General features: G+C 43.2%; 15 protein-coding genes. 9 read left to right on the top strand and 6 right to left on the bottom strand.

The window, feature by feature from the left end; translation table 11 throughout:
• Positions 1-87 precede the first annotated feature (87 nt).
• On the bottom strand, positions 88-1,146 hold the full coding sequence (locus R7Q09_RS07330; RefSeq protein ID WP_042521502.1) for a porin: 1,059 nt from the start codon (positions 1,144-1,146) through the stop codon (positions 88-90).
• A gap of 609 nt (positions 1,147-1,755) precedes the next feature.
• On the opposite strand from R7Q09_RS07330, the gene R7Q09_RS07325 reads away from it, so the two are divergent.
• From R7Q09_RS07325 to R7Q09_RS07315, 3 genes are all read left to right on the top strand, one after another.
• A complete protein-coding gene (locus R7Q09_RS07325; protein ID WP_136976480.1) occupies positions 1,756-2,727 on the top strand; it encodes a porin in 972 nt (323 codons plus the stop codon).
• A gap of 463 nt (positions 2,728-3,190) precedes the next feature.
• Positions 3,191-4,048, top strand: coding sequence for a DMT family transporter (locus R7Q09_RS07320; RefSeq protein WP_005375542.1), 858 nt, complete (start codon positions 3,191-3,193; stop codon positions 4,046-4,048).
• A 43-nt stretch (positions 4,049-4,091) separates the two neighbouring features.
• Positions 4,092-4,706, top strand: coding sequence for a glutaredoxin domain-containing protein (locus R7Q09_RS07315; protein ID WP_005385185.1), 615 nt, complete (start codon positions 4,092-4,094; stop codon positions 4,704-4,706).
• A 127-nt stretch (positions 4,707-4,833) separates the two neighbouring features.
• Here R7Q09_RS07315 and R7Q09_RS07310 read toward each other — a convergent pair whose 3' ends face one another.
• From R7Q09_RS07310 to R7Q09_RS07300, 3 genes are all read right to left on the bottom strand, one after another.
• Complete coding sequence (locus tag R7Q09_RS07310; protein WP_017635854.1) at positions 4,834-4,968, bottom strand: hypothetical protein; 135 nt, start codon at positions 4,966-4,968, stop codon at positions 4,834-4,836.
• 133 nt (positions 4,969-5,101) lie between these two features.
• On the bottom strand, positions 5,102-5,449 hold the full coding sequence (locus tag R7Q09_RS07305; protein ID WP_005375501.1) for a hypothetical protein: 348 nt from the start codon (positions 5,447-5,449) through the stop codon (positions 5,102-5,104).
• Positions 5,450-5,625: 176 nt separating this feature from the next.
• Positions 5,626-6,819, bottom strand: a complete 1,194-nt coding sequence (locus R7Q09_RS07300; protein ID WP_017821607.1) for a multidrug effflux MFS transporter — start codon at positions 6,817-6,819, stop codon at positions 5,626-5,628.
• A gap of 105 nt (positions 6,820-6,924) precedes the next feature.
• Here R7Q09_RS07300 and R7Q09_RS07295 point away from each other — a divergent pair, with 105 nt between their 5' ends.
• Entirely contained in the window at positions 6,925-7,812 is an 888-nt protein-coding gene (locus R7Q09_RS07295; RefSeq protein WP_025768470.1) for a LysR family transcriptional regulator, read from the top strand.
• A 183-nt stretch (positions 7,813-7,995) separates the two neighbouring features.
• Entirely contained in the window at positions 7,996-9,816 is a 1,821-nt protein-coding gene (locus R7Q09_RS07290; RefSeq protein WP_005375494.1) for a putative bifunctional diguanylate cyclase/phosphodiesterase, read from the top strand.
• A gap of 106 nt (positions 9,817-9,922) precedes the next feature.
• Here the strand turns inward: R7Q09_RS07290 and R7Q09_RS07285 are convergent, their stop codons facing one another.
• Together R7Q09_RS07285 and R7Q09_RS07280 are read right to left on the bottom strand one after the other, a co-directional pair.
• Positions 9,923-11,206, bottom strand: a complete 1,284-nt coding sequence (locus R7Q09_RS07285) for a peptidoglycan DD-metalloendopeptidase family protein (RefSeq protein ID WP_064369150.1) — start codon at positions 11,204-11,206, stop codon at positions 9,923-9,925.
• A 123-nt stretch (positions 11,207-11,329) separates the two neighbouring features.
• Positions 11,330-11,959 carry a hypothetical protein gene (locus tag R7Q09_RS07280; protein WP_318070695.1) on the bottom strand — a complete coding sequence of 210 codons (630 nt, stop codon included), beginning with the start codon at positions 11,957-11,959 and terminating at the stop codon, positions 11,330-11,332.
• A gap of 200 nt (positions 11,960-12,159) precedes the next feature.
• Between R7Q09_RS07280 and R7Q09_RS07275 the strand changes: the two genes are divergently transcribed.
• From R7Q09_RS07275 to R7Q09_RS07260, 4 genes are all read left to right on the top strand, one after another.
• On the top strand, positions 12,160-12,561 hold the full coding sequence (locus R7Q09_RS07275) for a GFA family protein (protein WP_158173158.1): 402 nt from the start codon (positions 12,160-12,162) through the stop codon (positions 12,559-12,561).
• 153 nt (positions 12,562-12,714) lie between these two features.
• Complete coding sequence (locus R7Q09_RS07270; RefSeq protein WP_005375484.1) at positions 12,715-13,386, top strand: YoaK family protein; 672 nt, start codon at positions 12,715-12,717, stop codon at positions 13,384-13,386.
• A gap of 455 nt (positions 13,387-13,841) precedes the next feature.
• Positions 13,842-15,206, top strand: coding sequence for a YjiH family protein (locus tag R7Q09_RS07265; protein WP_017635848.1), 1,365 nt, complete (start codon positions 13,842-13,844; stop codon positions 15,204-15,206).
• Between the two features lie 436 nt (positions 15,207-15,642).
• Entirely contained in the window at positions 15,643-17,514 is a 1,872-nt protein-coding gene (locus R7Q09_RS07260; RefSeq protein WP_025768473.1) for a methyl-accepting chemotaxis protein, read from the top strand.
• Positions 17,515-17,630 lie beyond the last annotated feature (116 nt).

Below are 17,630 nucleotides of genomic sequence, written 5' to 3'. Positions count from 1 at the left end.
AAGTATTTGTAAAACAAATAGACAAAAAGCCAGCACGAGGCTGGCTTTAGATCAATGAGCTTGAATAATAGTTCTCGCTAAACCCTATTATAGGTAGTAACGAGCACCTAACGCCCATTTGTCATCAGTTTCACGACCATTGTCGTCATTTAGGTCAAACTGGTAACCCGCGTAACCAACAAATTTAGGCGTGAAGTTGTATTCTGCTTGTAGTGCCATTTCTTCACGAGCAGTTTCTGTTTTAGAGCTCTTAAACTCTTTACCTTCCACCATCTCATAGTTAACACTCAAGTTTAGGCTGTTTGCTAGAGCGTATGCGATGATCGCTTCGTACGCATCACTTTCTTCTAAACGGTCGCCTTTTGCACTGAAGTTCATGTTTTCGTTTGAACCATAAACCGCAGCAAGGAATAGGCCTTGGCCGTACGCACCGTAAGATGCTGATACAACGTGTGATTCCGCCGTGTGCTTACCTGCATATGCAGGGTGCTGGAAATCACCGCCATTGTATGAGTAACCGATTTTAGCGCCCATGATTGAGTAAGAAAGCGCAGCTTGCACACGATCATCGTATTTAGCACCGCCAGTTATAACTCCAGCATCGTTGCGCGTGTAATCATCGTTTGCACCCTGCCAACCAAGACCAAAGTTGATCACACCCGCTTCACCCAGCTCGATGGCATTACGGTAAGAAAGCATTTTATCCGCACGGCCAGTGCCAAGGTTTCCATGATCGTCATAGATGAAGTCGTTTGCAAACGCGATTGGCATATCTGCAATACCTGCGACATCGTAGTAAGGTGACCATTGCGTACCACCTACTGCACGACCATAAACCTCATGTGTTATACCTAAGTAACCTAGACGAGTTTTAAACGACTCTTCACCACCGTCTAAGTAGTTTAGCGCCCATTCACCACGTGCGTCTGCGGTGAAGCCATTACCCAAATCCTGTGTCGCAGAGATATTGATACGAGGAGAGTTAGTACCCACATCCGTGTCACCTTGCTCTGATCCATTTAAATTAACAGAAACGTGGCCGCCCATCGAAAATGTTGTGCCATCGTTATTATATAGTTCCACTGCAACTGCTTGAGTACCGAAGGTTGCTGCCGCGATTGCCGCTGCTAATAATTTTTTATTCATTTCTAAATCCATTACTTATTAGTTGGTTAGTCAGTTTTAGACCCGGCTTTGGTTCACTTTCGTAAAAACGAAATGATGAACAAAGAGAGGAATACAAAGGCTATCCGAGGCATCGTTTCCACCAGATTAGTTTTACCTTTGTGTAACAACTGCCGACACTTTATTTGATTAGTTCCTGACAACCGAGTGAAAAGATCTCAGACAAAACCTAAAAAGCAATCGTTTACTTAGCCTTCAAAAAATCGAGAAATAAAAACCTTACAATAAGAAATGCTTTAGAGAGAGTTAGCTCACAAATAGCTGATGATTCGCTATTTTTAGGCCAAACTTCCCTGCCAAATTGAAATGTTTACTTACATTTAGGGTCAAGAAACAATTCAGGAACTTTTTGAAAAAAACACAGTCTTCAACGGAGAGGAAAAAACCTCAAAAAAGATAAACCTTTCTTTTTATAAGTGGTATGAGAAGGGGCACTTATTCTTTCCAGCAATAAAAGTGCAATCAAATCATAACTTAACAGAAATCTATCTTTCATTTTCAGCCTTTACCTTAGCGTCATCAACACATCGGGCAAGAAAGCCCATCGATTACAACTAGGGTAATAAGAAAATGAAAAAGGCAGCACTAACTACTGCAATTCTTACAGCATTGGTATCAGCACCATCATTCGCAGCAACTGTATACAAAAACGACGGTACTGAATTAAAAGTTGGCGGCCGCGTTGAGTTTCGTGGTGACTTCATCGGTTCAGACGGTGCTGAAATTGAAGGTTCCATGGAAGATAAAAGCCGTGCTCGTCTTAACCTAAAAGGTAAAACAGACATCGGCAACGGCCTTTCTGCTTTCGGTGTTTACGAAGCCGAACAAAAAACGGGCAAGAGTGAATTCAAAAACCGCTACATGTATGCAGGCGTCGACTCTGATATCGGTGCTTTCTCTGTAGGTCGTCAAGACATGGCTGCAGTCATCATCTCTGACATGACGGATATCACAGAATTCTCTGGTGTTCAGCAAGTTATTGATTCGTCTTCTGATAAGCAAGACAGCGTTTTCGCATACCGTGGTGCGTTTGATGCACTACAACTTCAAGCAACCTACCAAGCAAACTCTAGCGATAACGAAGATAAATACGGCATCTCTGGAATGTACTCACTACCAATGGGCCTCGACTTTGGTCTTGCATACTCTGGTGGCGATGTAGATAAAGATAACTCTGAAGATCAAATTCTAGGTGGTATCGCTTACTCGATGGACAACCTTTACCTAGCAGGTACTTATTCTCAAGGCTCCCTGACTGACTCTGAAGACTTTACGGCTTACGAGCTAGTCGCAAGCTACAAAGTAGCAAGCAAAGTGACACTTGCAGCTCTATACACAGCTCAAGAGAATGATCCAGACAACGGTTCAAAGTACGACACCGTTGAAGGTATCGAGCTTGTTGGTTACTACAAACTAAACAGCAACTTCCGTACTTACCTGTCTTACTACATCAACCAACTTGATGAAGCAAAAGATGCAACAACAGGTCTAGTAACAGAAGGCGAAGATACACTGCGCCTAGGCGTACGTTACGATTTCTAATTCACTCTTGTCCTAAGAGCGAGTCCACTTGGCCAGCACCTTTGCTGGCCATTTTTATGTAACCCAACACAACTCGATAAGTCTTCACACTATCCAAGCATCGCTCAGCAATGAAAAACGACCGTAACGACGCCTACTTCTGCCCTCTTTTAATGCGATTGATCACTAAGTTAGTGCATTTCATCTAATCGACAACATAGAAAAACCAAAAAACCATTTAAAATCAAATATATAAAAGTTGGCACGTGTTCTGCAATATTATTTATGCAAATGCATGGCAGCGTTTGTGCTTCTCGTTCTTTGTACCTGTTATAACAGGCACGTCCTTTGAATTGGTAATGTCGCCTCCCTCTGGGAGGCATTTTTTTATTGGCGCGAAAAACAATAGGACGTATGATCCCGCCACCTCTATCAAACTGGAATTTTTCAATTGAATCATCATCCTGTTCAAGGTGCGTCCTGGATGCTAACAGCTGGCTTGGCATTCGCCATAGTGAACAGCTTCGCCCAAATTGCTAGCATCAACTTTGGTGTCTCTTCCACCACATTTGCGTTATTCCAATATGCAATCGCCTTGTTTGTTATTCTGCCCTACCTACGTACACTTGGGATTAGGCGTTCTTTAAGAACCCAACACTTTGGCTGGCATGCATTCCGCATTTTTCTCTCTGTTATCGGGATTCAACTTTGGTTATGGGCTCTCGCTTACCCAGTTCCAATTTGGCAAGGCATTGCACTTCTCATGACCTCTCCGTTATTTGCCACAGTTGGTTCTGGCTTGTTACTCAAAGAGAAAGTAGGTACTGCACGCTGGCTCGCTACATTGACGGGGTTTGTTGGTGCCATGATCATTCTTGAGCCTTGGGCAGACTCATTTACATGGGCGACCCTGCTCCCTGTTGGCGCCGCATTTTTCTGGGCAGCGTATTCATTAATGGTTAAAAAAATGTCGGTAAACGATCCGCCTTCAACCATGGTCGTCTATTTGTTACTGCTGATAACGCCATTTAATATCTTGTTAGCGATACCGACGTTTACTATGCCAGATACGTGGACGATATGGGGTGTGCTTTTAGCCGCAGGTGCACTTACAGCACTCGCTCAGTGGGCTATCGTTAAAGCATATGCAGTAGCAGACGCCTCATTTGTGCAACCATTTGATCACGCCAAACTGCCTTTGAATGTTGTTGCTGGTTGGTTGGTGTTTGGTTGGGTGCCACCTGGTCGTTTATGGTTAGGTGCTGCGATTATTATTGCATCTATTGCGTTTATTACGCATTGGGAAGCGAAAAAGACAAAGTTAGTTGAAAGAAAAATCTAATTTAAAAGTTCTATATTTTCAGGAAAGGAAATGAGGAACCCATATGAGTCAACCAATCAAAATTACACTGTATCGCTGGGCTGGTAGTTGGGGCCCATTCAAAGTCAATATTCCTTGTGGTGAATGTACATTAACCAAGGATATTTTAAAGGATACTTTTGAAAACGAACTAGCCGATGTGCCCGTTGAACTTGAAGTAAAAGATTGGTTATCGCACTGGTGGGAACCATTAAAAGCTGGTGCTTGGCATGCACCCATTCTTCTTGTCGAAGGGAAAGTTATCAGTCAAGGAGAAGCATTGAATCGGGGTGTGCTTGTACAGTCTGTTATTGCTGAGTGGGTAAAACGCGATGAGCTAAAAGGCAACATTGTTTATGGTAAAGCAACTTGCCCTTACTGTGTCAAAGCCAAACAATTACTTGACGAGGCTGGCGTTCAGTATGAGTACCATGATGTAGTTAAAGACAGCGCCGCCTTATACCGCATGATTCCTGAAGTAAAAGCCATCATTGGCGAAAAAACACCGGTAACAGTGCCGCAAATCTGGTTAGATGGAAAATATATTGGAGGCGCTGACGATTTAGAAAAGTGGTTATCAGCAAAGGGGCTAGATAAAGTGCCTAACAATGTTGTGGAGATACCAAGCCAATCCGCGTAATTCTAGATTTAAATGTCATCAGTCTTTGAGTAGCGTTTTGCCAATGTTGTGCAATATGTTGGCTACTTACTAACAACAAAACAGAGAAAAGCAAAAAGCCCTGATTTTTCAATCAGGGCTTTTTAAATTATTTCGCCAGTTTTTTAATAACACGAGCAAAAACAGAAGCTTTTTTCTTCTTCGCTTTACCGTAAAGCGCTTTGTGCATCGCGTCTTTTGCAATCATCTGGCCAATATAAGCACCACCAAGTTCGTTACCCATGACCTTCTCCTGAATGTATTGACTTAACTATGTTGTAATTTTACACCACAATTAGATAAAAACAAGACTCCAGTCACATTTATTTTGTAATTAACTTTCAGTTTGATTTTCGTGGATTTCTTGAAATGAGCGTCTATCGCTTAGGTTGTTGGTATGTTTTACCCGCTGCGACGTACGTATCTTTCTGTTTGATTTCAAAGAATGTTTCAAAGAACCACGCAGCAAACTTGATCAAGTGATCGCCTTCATTCATGACGTGCTCTACGTATTCTTGCTCTTCTCCGGACTCATCTTCTTGAGTGGTAATATGGTAAATACGTTTCTCACCATCAACTTCTGCAAGGCCAAACTGACCCGTTAGGGATTGCGCCGCTTGTGCAACTTCTTCTTCCTCACACGCCTTCAAGATTTCAAGTGCCTTTGGCATGCTTTCTTGCTGAGTAATTTCTTTTACCAGTGTTTCAAATTCGTTTTGTTGCATTCTTTCACCTAACGATTAGAGATCGGATAGCCATTGGGCAGAAATGTATTCCAAGCTTGAGAGAAGTATCAAGGTTCGCCCTCTTCCTTTCAAACCAAGTCATTCAGTATACACAACAGGCCAGACTTAATTTAGCTGCGCATTTTAGAAAGCCGACCTTCTGGTTGCAAGTATATTCAGATGGAAGTTTCTGCTTGAACCGTCCCTTCTGGCACTTTACGAAATTGGCTTAGTACAAGAACAAAGCAAGAAAGTAACGCAATAAACAAATAAAACACCCCAAGCTGCTGCTGATTCGTAACCCATGAGTCTACTAAGTACCCACCAAACAAACCTGCTAAACACATTTGAATAGAACCAGATAGCGCAGAAACCGCGCCTGCCTGTTGCTTATGTGGTGAAAGTAGCAAACTGATCGATACCGGGAATGACATTCCTTGAGCAAAACTTAAACACGTGAATGCCGTCAGCAATGAAAATACACTGAAGGGGGTAACCAACAACATGAAGCCTGCAACAGCAACAATCGCGAAACTCATCAGCAAGATTTGCTGAGCTTTGTAACGAGCATTGATCAAGTTCAGCACTAAGCTACCCGTCAGCAAACCAACTGATGGTATGATCATCAAAGAGCCGTAATCTGCCGCCGTTAATCCTAACTCTTGTTGCATTAAAAATGGATACAAGGAGAGAGTAACCAGAGCCGATAAATAACTAAGCCAGTTGTAGCTCGCACTACCAATCACTTGTGTATTCGTTAACAGACGCAAATAGTTCGCGCTTACTTCGCCTACTTTAAATTTTCTCTTCGGATAAGGCAGCGTTTCTGGCAGCACCAATAAACCAAGTGTAAAAATTGCCATTAAGTAAATCAGTACAAACACGAAGACAGCATGCCAACTCAGGTGAAAAGCAATCCAGCCACCAAACAGCGGAGCAATAATTGGCATCACTGAAGCAGTGACTGAAATATAAGATAGCGCTTTGGTTAATTGCATACCGTCATAACTATCACGCAGTACTGACCGACCAAGTACCGAAGCGCTGCCCGCTCCTAGGCCTTGCAGTAACCGTCCCGCTTCAAGGGCAACAATGTTGTCCGAAAACGCGATGCAAATAACCGTACCAACTAGATATACACTTTGCCCCAGAATAAACACCGGCCGACGACCAATCGCATCAGACAATGGGCCGTAAAAAAGCTGAGAGATACCGAAGCCAACGAGAAATAGCGTGACGAGATTCTGAATCGAATGTTGCGGCAAATTCAAGTCATGACCAATCAACGGCAAAGAAGGAAGATAAATACTAACGCCAACTTGGCCTGTGGCAATGATCATCATCGCTAATAACAATGGTGTTTTACGCAAACGTTCCTCCTACTTTGTGACAGATTGATGGCAAACAGTGTATATTTGATACTCAAAGATGATAATCAGCTAAGTTGGAAAGGAATTAATTCCCAAGGAGATACAATGGACTGGATTCAAAGCGTGAAGAGTTATATTCGTGTGGTCGAAGAAGGTAGCTTTAATGCAGCAGCGCGGAAACTCAATACCACCAGCTCAGCTATCAGTAAGCGAGTTCAATGGCTAGAAGATAAAATTGGCGTTCAACTACTCAAACGTACGACCCGCTCAATTAGCCAAACTGAAGCTGGTGCGCTGTTTTATCAACGAGCAAAAAGTCAGCTTGATTCATGGCAATCGGTATTAGATGAAACTCGCTCAGTCAACCAATCACCAGCGGGGCTATTAAAAATTGGGGCAACGCTGGCCGTTGGTTCTAAATTTCTAGTTCATTATCTTGATGATTTTCTTGATAAATATCCAGACATCACACTTCAATTAACAACAACGCTACCAGGCCAATTGCCAGAGCTAAGCTTAGACCTGTTTATTAGCCGGGAATTAGAGCAACTGAACTCTCTAAGTTTCAAAGCTACTGCACTTTTCGAACATAAAGCCCAGTTTTACGCCGCGCCTAGTTACCTAAAGAAATATGGCACACCACAATGCGTTGAGGATCTGACAGAGCATAATGTCCTGATTTGGGGAGAAAAACCCTCACGAGAAATCAAAACAAATCGAGGCAAACGTATCAGCTTGTCCGGTAACTTTGCCACGACCAACCCAGAAGCGCTGTTTCATGGTGCCAAAAGAGGCATGGGTATTTTGATGACGAACAACGTCATGATCAAAGATGATCTCAAATCCGGCGCGTTAGTCCCTATCCTGCCCGATATCACAGCGGATAAAGCCACTGTATATGCCTACTATCCAAAGCTGGATTATCAGCATACCCGAACTAAGCTATTCCTCGATTATCTCAAATCACGATTGGAAGAGGAGAAGCGCGCCTAGCTTAGCGTTTTTATCGTTATAGCTTTAAAAGGTTCAAGCATAAAAACATGAAAATAATGATTTGTTCGTTCACAAAATTTGAAAAATCTGCCTTAGTAACCGATAGTTTATTTGATGCATATCAAATAATAATTCGTCGTGTCTTACACGATATGTTAATAACAACGCTAGGTGAAATGCTCAATGGGTCAGGTACAAATCAGTTTCCACAAAATTGATGAGATATTGAAGCTAAACGGCACGGCTCAGCTAAACCGAGTCACGCTAGATATTCATCAACACTTGCAGAGCCATTGCACTTGCGTTGTAGAAGTTGCGCATCTTCAGCATTCGGCTCATACCATCTCCTTCGCCAGCAATGGAAAAATTACAGACAACCTAAGCTACCACCTTTCAGGCACCCCCTGTGAAAAAGTGGCGAAAGACATTGGCGAACATATTTTCTATCAAGACCAGGTATACAAGCGTTTTCCTGAAGATCAGATGTTTCAAGAAGATGGCATTCAAGCTTACATTGGCCTGCCATTGAAGACACAAAATGGCGAAGTTCTGGGAATTTTACTGTCTACCTTTACCCGAAGCATCCACGCGAAAGAAGCGCAAGATATCCTCGACTTCCACCGATTTTATGCCAATGTCATTATTCATAGCTTACGTGAAAAGTGGGTCAGTGAACGTTCAGATAAGCTTCTTAATCAGCTTAGCTATGAGGTATCGCATGATAACCTAACTGGACTGCTCAACCGTAGCTGTTTAGCTGATACCTTGGAGACATTAACGCAGCAGGCGACTCGCCCATTCAGTTTGGCATATCTTGATATCGATAATTTCAAATCGATCAATGATATCAACGGAAACTATATCGGCGACCAAATCATTAAGTTCACAGCTAACGCCATTCAACAGAGCTTGTCGTCGCCAAACAATGCGTTCCGTGTTGCAGGAGATGAATTCGCCTTCATCACGTACGACGAAGATCCTGTCGCCGTGTGTCAGGAAGTACTCGACAAAATTGAAAGCGGCTACAGCGACAAATCTAACCGGATTTCTTTCACCGTTAGTATTGGTATTGCACGTGCCCCAGTACATATGTTGAACAGCGATGAGCTGATTTTGAATGCCAGTCTCGCTCTCAAAGATTGTAAAAAACACCGCGATACACGGATTCAGCATTACGACACACACCTTAGTGCGTTATACCACCGTAGGACGCAGCTTATTGAGGCAATGCGAATCCAGCTAAGTACTGATATACAAGACAGCGATGAGTTATATGTAGTGGTTCAACCGATCGTCGATATCACGAGCGACCGCTGGAATTACTTTGAAATTTTGACTCGTTGGAATAGCAATATCTATGGAAATATCTCTCCAGCGGAGTTCATTGAAGCTGCCGAGCAATCAGGCCTGATTATCGAGTTAGGTGAACGGATTATTGAACTCGCGTGTATCGCAAAGCAAGAACTCGAAGCGAACCTAGGCTATAAAGTCAAACTCTCCATCAATTGCTCAGCGTATGAGCTGGTTGATTCCAACCGTTATATTAATCACTTAACCAACATGGTTGAAAAGTATCAGCACGAAGCAAAAGACTTTGTTATAGAGCTCACCGAGACCGTCTTACTCTCACAAAGTGGCCGTGAACAGATGGTACTTAACTCGTTGCGATACTTGGGTTTTAAAGTCGCACTGGATGATTTTGGTACAGGATACTCAAGCTTGAACTATATACACAATTATCCGATTGATAGCATCAAAATCGATGCTACCTTTGTGCAGAACATGCTCTCAAATACAACCTCTGAACAAGTAGTGTTTTTGATAGCGCAATTGGCAGAGCTGCTTGATGTGGATTTGATTGCCGAAGGCGTAGAAGACGATAGAGCACTACAAAAGTTAATTGAAATGGGCTGCCACTACATCCAAGGTTATTTTTACTCTCGTCCACACAGTGTTGAAGAAATCGTACACCTGATAAATGAACGTGAAGTGCGGAGTGCCTAACGTACTGAACAGACTGCTGTCATAGAATTCAAATCTAGTTAATGCACAAAGTAAAAGAGACCAAGCTATGCTTAGTCTCTTTTTGTTTTTTAAGCGAAGTACTTTATTACAGCACTGCTTTCTCTTTATCGCGTAATAGTCTATCCATTTCATCTCTGTTCGCGACAAAAGTAGCCATCTCTTTCTTAGGAACAGAACTCGCCATTGGGATATTTGCTCGCATAGCGTTAACTGGACGGCCGTATTCAATCAACTCATAGTGAAGGTGTGGCCCAGTCACTCGACCTGTTTTACCAGAAAGACCGATACGCTGGCCTCGAGAAACCTTTTGCCCTTTCTTCACCAAAATCTTACTTAGGTGTAAGTAACGGGTTTTGTATTTGCTGCCGTGCTCAACAACCACGTAGTTACCCGCATATGGGTGTTTACGAGTCATGATCACTGTACCATCACCAGTAGAAACGACTGGTGTACCGGTTGGTACAGCAAAGTCAGTGCCGTTGTGCGGCGCAACACGCCCCGTTACTGGATGTAAACGATTAGGGTTGAAGCCAGAACTGATACGCCAACGACTACTTACAGGGTAACGCTGGAATGCGCGCTGTAAGCTTTCACCTTTGGCATTGTAGAATTGACCATCAGTATGAAGGTAAGCGGTGATCTCGCGGCCGCGATTATAAATCTTAATCGCCTCAATTTCGTTCTTACCTGTTGGTACACCATTGATGCTTTGTGAGCGGCGAACAACTTCAAATCGATCACCTGCACGAAGATCACGTCCAAAGTTAAGTTGTTCTTTGAGTAAGCTTACGACTTGACTCACTTCCGCCGACGTTAAACCTAAACGACTGGCAGAAGAAGAAAAACTGCCTTGAATAACGCCAACTAAAGGTTCTTGGCTCCACACGCCAGGAATGGAAATATCAGTAAAGTCATAGCTACCATCACTATTCAGCTTGTAGACCACTTTATCTGCAATAGAAAATTGCAGTTCCATTTTCGCTAACTCGCCTGTTGCATCATCACGCCAGAAACGGAGCGTATTGCCCGGCTTAAGTGTATCAAGTGCCAAGTAGTTCAAATCCGTTTCCATTACTTTCATTAACGAGCTGTAACCGAAACCGAGCTGACTAAAAATAGTGCTTAGGTTGTCACCTGTTTGGATTTGATATTCGAAGTTCGGGGGAGTGACAACTTCGGCAGTTGTCGCATCAAGAATTTTTTCAACGACCTGAGATTCAGGTAGGTTCAATGCGATGGTTTTGGTTAAAGATGACTCTTTGAGAGAGTGAGAAACACCAATCGCAACTAAAACTGGCAAGGAGTATAACAGCAGCGCTCTACGACTTGTCAGATTCGGCAACCGTCTTGTAATTTCATTTGTAGACACGGGAATTACTATCTCCTTTCAAACAAGGCTCATAGCTTATGCATTCCCGAATAAGAAATCACTAGGAAATTTCGAGATCTAGCGCAGAAAATACTGAATTTTTACAGAACTCAAAAAAATTCATCACTGTTGCATATGTAAGTTATTCCCTACACGCTGTAATGTGGATGAATTGAATTGATTTGGCGTGTCTGCCATTGCTTGATCGTCACCGTGCGCTAAATATGAAAGCGTGATAGTTGTATCACTTTTCCATTCGAGCTGAGTAAATTTCACGCGGTCACCAACAAAAATACTGTCTAAAAGGACAACTCGGCTCGGCAAGGGGTCAAACTTGAACAAGCCAACATAGTTAAACGAACCGCTACCTTGTGTCGTTACAATCATCGGTGCAACAACCCATGAAACACCTTCAATCTCACGCTGACTAATCGACGCAGTTGGAACAAGTACCTGACCTTTCGTCGCACCTGCATCATAGTCACCTATCAAATAGCCGTTTTCTTTATCCCACTCATCAAGAAAAGTGACCGCACCCTGCTCGGGGACTTGGAGCGTCCAAGGATTACGTGCAGTGATACCAAGCGTCTCTTGCACAATAACGTTCGTTTCTACTTCTGTTTGAGGAAACTTAGCCATGATCTCGTCATCAGACAAACTAAAACGATAAACACCCGCGATCACAACCACAACCAATAAAACGATTGGAATAAGTAGAATAAGTGGTATCGGCAGGATTTTTTTGTGAGTCATGAAGAGTTCCTTGTTTCAAGGTATAAACGAAAAGCGAGTATACCATTGTATACCCAAATGATTTCACCTCTTCAAGTGTTTCAAAATTAAACTAAACTGATTGTATCCAAATAGTTTCAAGTCCAGAGCTCATAACGAGCCAGTGACATAAGCTCTGTGCTCTAGGTCTATTGGTGTATTGGGACAAATAGGTAATCACGATGACAAAAACCATTCATACATGCGAGTGCGCCTGCGGTTTAGTTGAGATCCGTTGTAAGGGAGAGCCCACCCACACGTCTGTCTGCCATTGCTTCGAATGCCAAAAACGAACTGGCAGTGTTTTTGGGGTACAAGCTCGCTTTGAAAAAGAGCACGTCACTTTAAACGGTGAATTCACTAGCTATACCCGAATTGGCGATGATGGCAGTGAGGTTCAGTATGACTTTTGTCCATCCTGCGGCACGACAATGAGGTTGTTCGTTTCTGCATACCCAGAAATCATGATCATTCCCGTCGGTCTATTTACTGATAAAGAGTTCCACCAACCTACGGTTTCAGTCTATGAACAAATGAAACACGGGTGGGTGAGTTTCGAATGCACAACGGAACACATCTGCTAGCGGGCAATCCACGTTCACGTATTTACTTTGGCTCGGACAAACACCCTATAAGTGAGATTTTTTTGAGAATGATCAATCGAGTTTTACTGTAAAGGGTTTCGTAACTCGGTGTGAGCGTTATAATCGGCTCCTAATATTTGGTGGGGGTTTATTGTGATTTCCAGACTTCCTCGTTGGGTGGAATATGGCGCGTTTCTACTAGCTCTTCTCGCGGGCTGCGTCAACGCCGTTGGTCTTCTCGGCTTTCAACACCAAGCGATAACTCATCTTTCGGGAACCGTAACTCAGCTAGGGAACAGCTTGCTAACAGGTGTGGATAGCTCCATTCACCTGCTCTTCATCGTATTTAGCTTTTTGATTGGCGCTGCCTTTAGCGGCTTTTTTATTGAAAGCAGTGCGTTAAAGCTAGGACGAAGATATGGTGTTGCACTGTGCATAGAAGGAAGCTTGCTCTTACTCAGCTTGGGCTTTTTGGTGCAAGGGGATTTGTACGGCCAATATCTAGCATCAGCAGCATGTGGATTACAAAACGCAATGATCACCACGTTTAGCGGCGCAGTAGTCAGAACCACACATATGACCGGAATCATCACCGATCTAGGGATTATGATTGGAGAGAGCTTGAGAGGTCGTCAATTTGACCGACGTAAAGCAAAATTATTCCTATTCATTTTCTTTGGCTTTTTGTTTGGCGGCGTCGCGGGAGCGGCTCTATTTACGGTATATGGTTTATATACGCTAGTTTTCCCAGCAATATTGGCTTTTTCTACAGCTCTGATTTACTGGAGTTACCTATACATACTTAGCCGTCAACAAAAAGCATAAAATTTCGATCCGATTGAAGTGACATGCTTCAATCGGATTTAGCTCAACAGGTTCACACTACCACGGTACAAGAAACGCTGAACGGTATTTTGACACCACTAAAAACCTTAAAATAGATAAGGCTAACTGAATTTCTGGCAAAGAAGTTAGTTAGATCAAAATCACATTTGTTTACCATTTTATTATTCCAGTCACAATGCGCCCCATAATTCACTGCGCAATTCGCCTCTCGTGCTACAATTTTCTAACACAGGCAACATATTCGCATACACTTAGACGTTATTTGACCAATTACCCGACAAATCGGCTGAATAACTAGATGTATTTAATGAATAGTATTGCAATGGATGCAGTTTGCGGGTACCCTCCGCAAAACTGTGATTAAATACGGATGTTTAGTGAATATTTATGTCATGGAAATGGCAAGTATTGACTAGTAGTAACACGAGACAACTATGCATAACACCACTAATGCTACTGAAGCTCCTAAGGGCAACTTTTGGATGTTTTTCATCCCTTCCCTAATTGGTCTTCTACTCTTTATGGCTCCGATCTCTTACGATGGCGGCCTAACCATTCCCGTTGCCGTGATGGCAAAAGTCATCCCAGCGGTGTTAGGCGATACCTTGATTGCTATCGTCACCAGTATCATCGCTTTCATGGCCGTTGCTTCTGTTCTTTGCAAAATTTTTAAGCCAGCTGCAATTTTACGTAATGGTTTTTTAAACGGTCTCTTCAACCCATCTCCACTTTGGCTCGTTGTTCGTTTAATCGGCGGCGCTGCCGTGTTAATGACGTTCTTCCAAGTGGGTCCAAAAGCAATTTGGGAAGAGAACACTGGCGGGCTTGTTCTTACTGGTCTTCTACCTACTCTGTTTGCCGTTTTCATTTTCGCGGGTTTACTGCTTCCGCTTCTTTTGAACTTCGGTCTTCTGGAGCTATTTGGTGCGTTACTCAGTAAAATAATGCGTCCGGTATTCAACCTACCTGGCCGCAGTGCAATTGACTGTATGGCATCTTGGTTAGGCGACGGAAGTGTTGGTATCTTGCTAACCAGCAAGCAATACGAAAATAAGTTTTATACTCAGCGTGAAGCGGCTGTTGTCGGGACCACTTTCTCAGCAGTATCGATCACGTTTAGCTTAGTTGTTATCGCTCAGGTAAAACTAGAGCACTTATTTTTGCCTTTCTACGGCGCTATCTGTCTAGCTGGTATCGTAGCTGCGATTATCATTCCTCGCCTGCCTCCGCTTAGTCTGAAGAAAGATCGCTACATTGACGGCAGCAACCCAGATAAAGACGCAGATGCAGTGCCAGAAGGCCACACCACATTCTCTTGGGGTATGGATCTAGCTCTTAAGCGTGCTGGTCAAGTCACATCGGTTCAGTCTGTATTTAAAGAAGGCGTACACAACGCAGTCGACATGGTATTTGGCGTACTACCTGTAGTTATGGGTCTTGGTACCGTTGCATTGGTGATTGCAGAATACACGCCTGTATTTGCGATTCTGGGTCAACCGTTTATCCCATACCTAGAGCTACTGCAAGTCCCTGAAGCTGTTGCAGCATCACAGACAATCGTTGTTGGCTTTGCGGATATGTTTATTCCAGCAATTTTAGCGGCCTCAATCGATAACGAAATGACACGTTTTGTTATTGCGGCAATGTCAGTAACTCAGCTTATCTACATGTCGGAAGTAGGTGCCCTACTGTTAGGCAGCAAAATTCCAGTAAACATTGTAGAGCTCTTCGTAATCTTCATTTTACGTACGCTAATCACGTTACCTGTGATTGCTGGCGTTGCTCATCTTATTTTCTAAAATCGAGACGTCAATTAACAAAGGCTCCGCATCGTCGGGGCCTTTTTTATACCTAAAACTCCGTCCACATTAGGCTTTTAGTAAAAAGCTCATAATTTACAAAGACAAAACTTCAACAAAACACCTTTCAGCACCAACAAAATTTTCATCACCTCACCTGTAAAGCCAGTTAATGCCACTGTTTGTTAAGCAATTCTTTTCATTATGACAATTTCACTAATCGAGCTCGCAAACATGATCACACTCACAAGTTTTAACGTAAATTGTCGGTTTGTTTAAATTTAGTTAAAAAAGACGACAAATGAGTTCATGTTTTTGACAAAGATGTCGATAAAAATATAACCAAACACAATAGGTTTCTCTTTATGCCCAATTCGCTCGGTTTAAAAGAGGCGAAAGCAAAGTGGAACCAACCGGGAGAATCAGAGGAAAGCTCATGAAATTCAGACATAAGGTTGTCACAGCCTCTTCATTTTTGCTGCTAATTACTGTGTCGTTATTGTCGACACAACAAGTTATGACCATCCGCTCCCAAACTCAGGAGCAAATCGACTCAAGTGTAAACGAGATATTGACCAGTGTTGGTAACACTGTGCAATCAGAAATGAATGCAAAGAAGGATCTCGCTCGCTCCATTACTGAAGTGATTGAGCTTGATCCCAGTTCACATAGCTATGTTCAAAACATACTTGAAAGACCGACGCCAAAAAGCAGCTTCCTTGCCATCGGTTTTGGTTATGAAAGTAATGGCTTTGTGATTGAAAATGACGACGGCTGGGATGCGGGTCCAGACTACGACCCACGTCAGCGTCCTTGGTTTATTGCAGCTAAGAGCAAAGGCGATTTGGTCGTAACCGATCCGTACGTCGATGCGTCTTCGAAAAACGTTATCATCTCTGTTGGTACGCCAGTAAAAGAAAATGGCCAGTTTTTAGCCGGTATGTTTTATGACCTCGAATTAACTACCCTTTCTGATCTGGTCAACCAAGTGAATCTGTTTGATGCTGGTTACTTATTTCTGATCACCGCTGATGGCACAACTATTGCTCACCCTCAAAGTAAGTATAACGGCGAGAAGGTCGGTAGCTACCTCCCGCAAATCGAACTTACGCAATCAGCACAACATGTTGAGATTGATGGCAACCGCTACATGGTTAACCTGACTCACATTCCTGGCGAGAACTGGTACGTAGGTTCGGTGATCGATGAAGCTGTTGCCTATTCTGCCGTAGGAGAGCTTCGTAACAACGCTATTATTTATTCAATCATTGCCGTGATTGCATCTATTATCGCCCTAACTCTGTTGATTCGCACTCTCATGCGTCCTTTGGACACGCTAAACAATGCGATTAAAGATGTAGCATCAGGGAAAGGCGACCTTACACAACGCCTCGAAACAGATACTGACCAAGAGTTTTCTGAGCTTGCCACAAACTTCAATACGTTCATGGAGAACTTACAACAGCAAATCATTGAGTCGAAACGTATTTCTGATCAAATTTTAAACGGAACTCAAATCACCGCTGAGGGCGCAAAAGACTCGGCAGGCGCAATTCACACTCAGCTGCAAGAGCTAGAACAACTTGCTACCGCGATGCATGAGATGTCTGTCACCGCGACAGAGGTTGCTAATAATGCGCAAGGTGCGGCAAGTGCAGCCAAAGAAGCCGACCAAGCAACGGTTGAGGGGTCTTCTATCGTTGGTGAATCGACACAAACGATAAACATGCTTTCCGATAGCATTGACCTTGCAGTCGAAGAAGTACAAGTGTTGGAATCTGCTACCGCCAATATCGAAACGATTCTAAAAGTCATCAACGATATTGCGGACCAAACGAACTTACTCGCGTTGAATGCCGCAATCGAGGCTGCACGTGCGGGAGAATCTGGCCGAGGCTTCGCCGTTGTTGCAGATGAAGTACGTACACTGGCACAACGTACTCAAGAGTCGACAACAGAGATTCGTACTATGATTGAGCAACTACAATCTGGCGCTTCATCTGTGGCAAATGCCATGCATCAAAGCAAAGGTAGTGCTATAGAGGCCGTTGAAAAAGCGGGTTTAGCAAATAGTGCGTTACAACGCATTCGTGATGCGATTCAGCGTATTTCCGATATGAACTTGCAAATTGCCTCAGCAGCGGAAGAGCAAAGCCTTGTCGCTGAAGAGATCAACAACAATACGGTGAATATTAAAGACCTATCGACTCAAGTCGCCGAATCGGCAAATCGAACCAACGACGCGATGCAGGCGCAACAAGAAGATGTACATAAACAAGATCAAATCTTAAATAGATTTACTGTCTAACACTCATCTAAGCAAAAACAGCGAGCACCGGCTCGCTGTTTTTGTTTTTAACCCTCAACCCTAGTATTGGTCGATGTTACATGTGCCATGTTGTTGCTATTAGCCTCAACATTACA

The organism is Vibrio sp. 2130-1 (genome assembly GCF_033339515.1).
Note: the sequence above shows the minus strand (reverse complement) of the source record. Positions and strands in the feature narration are given on the sequence as shown.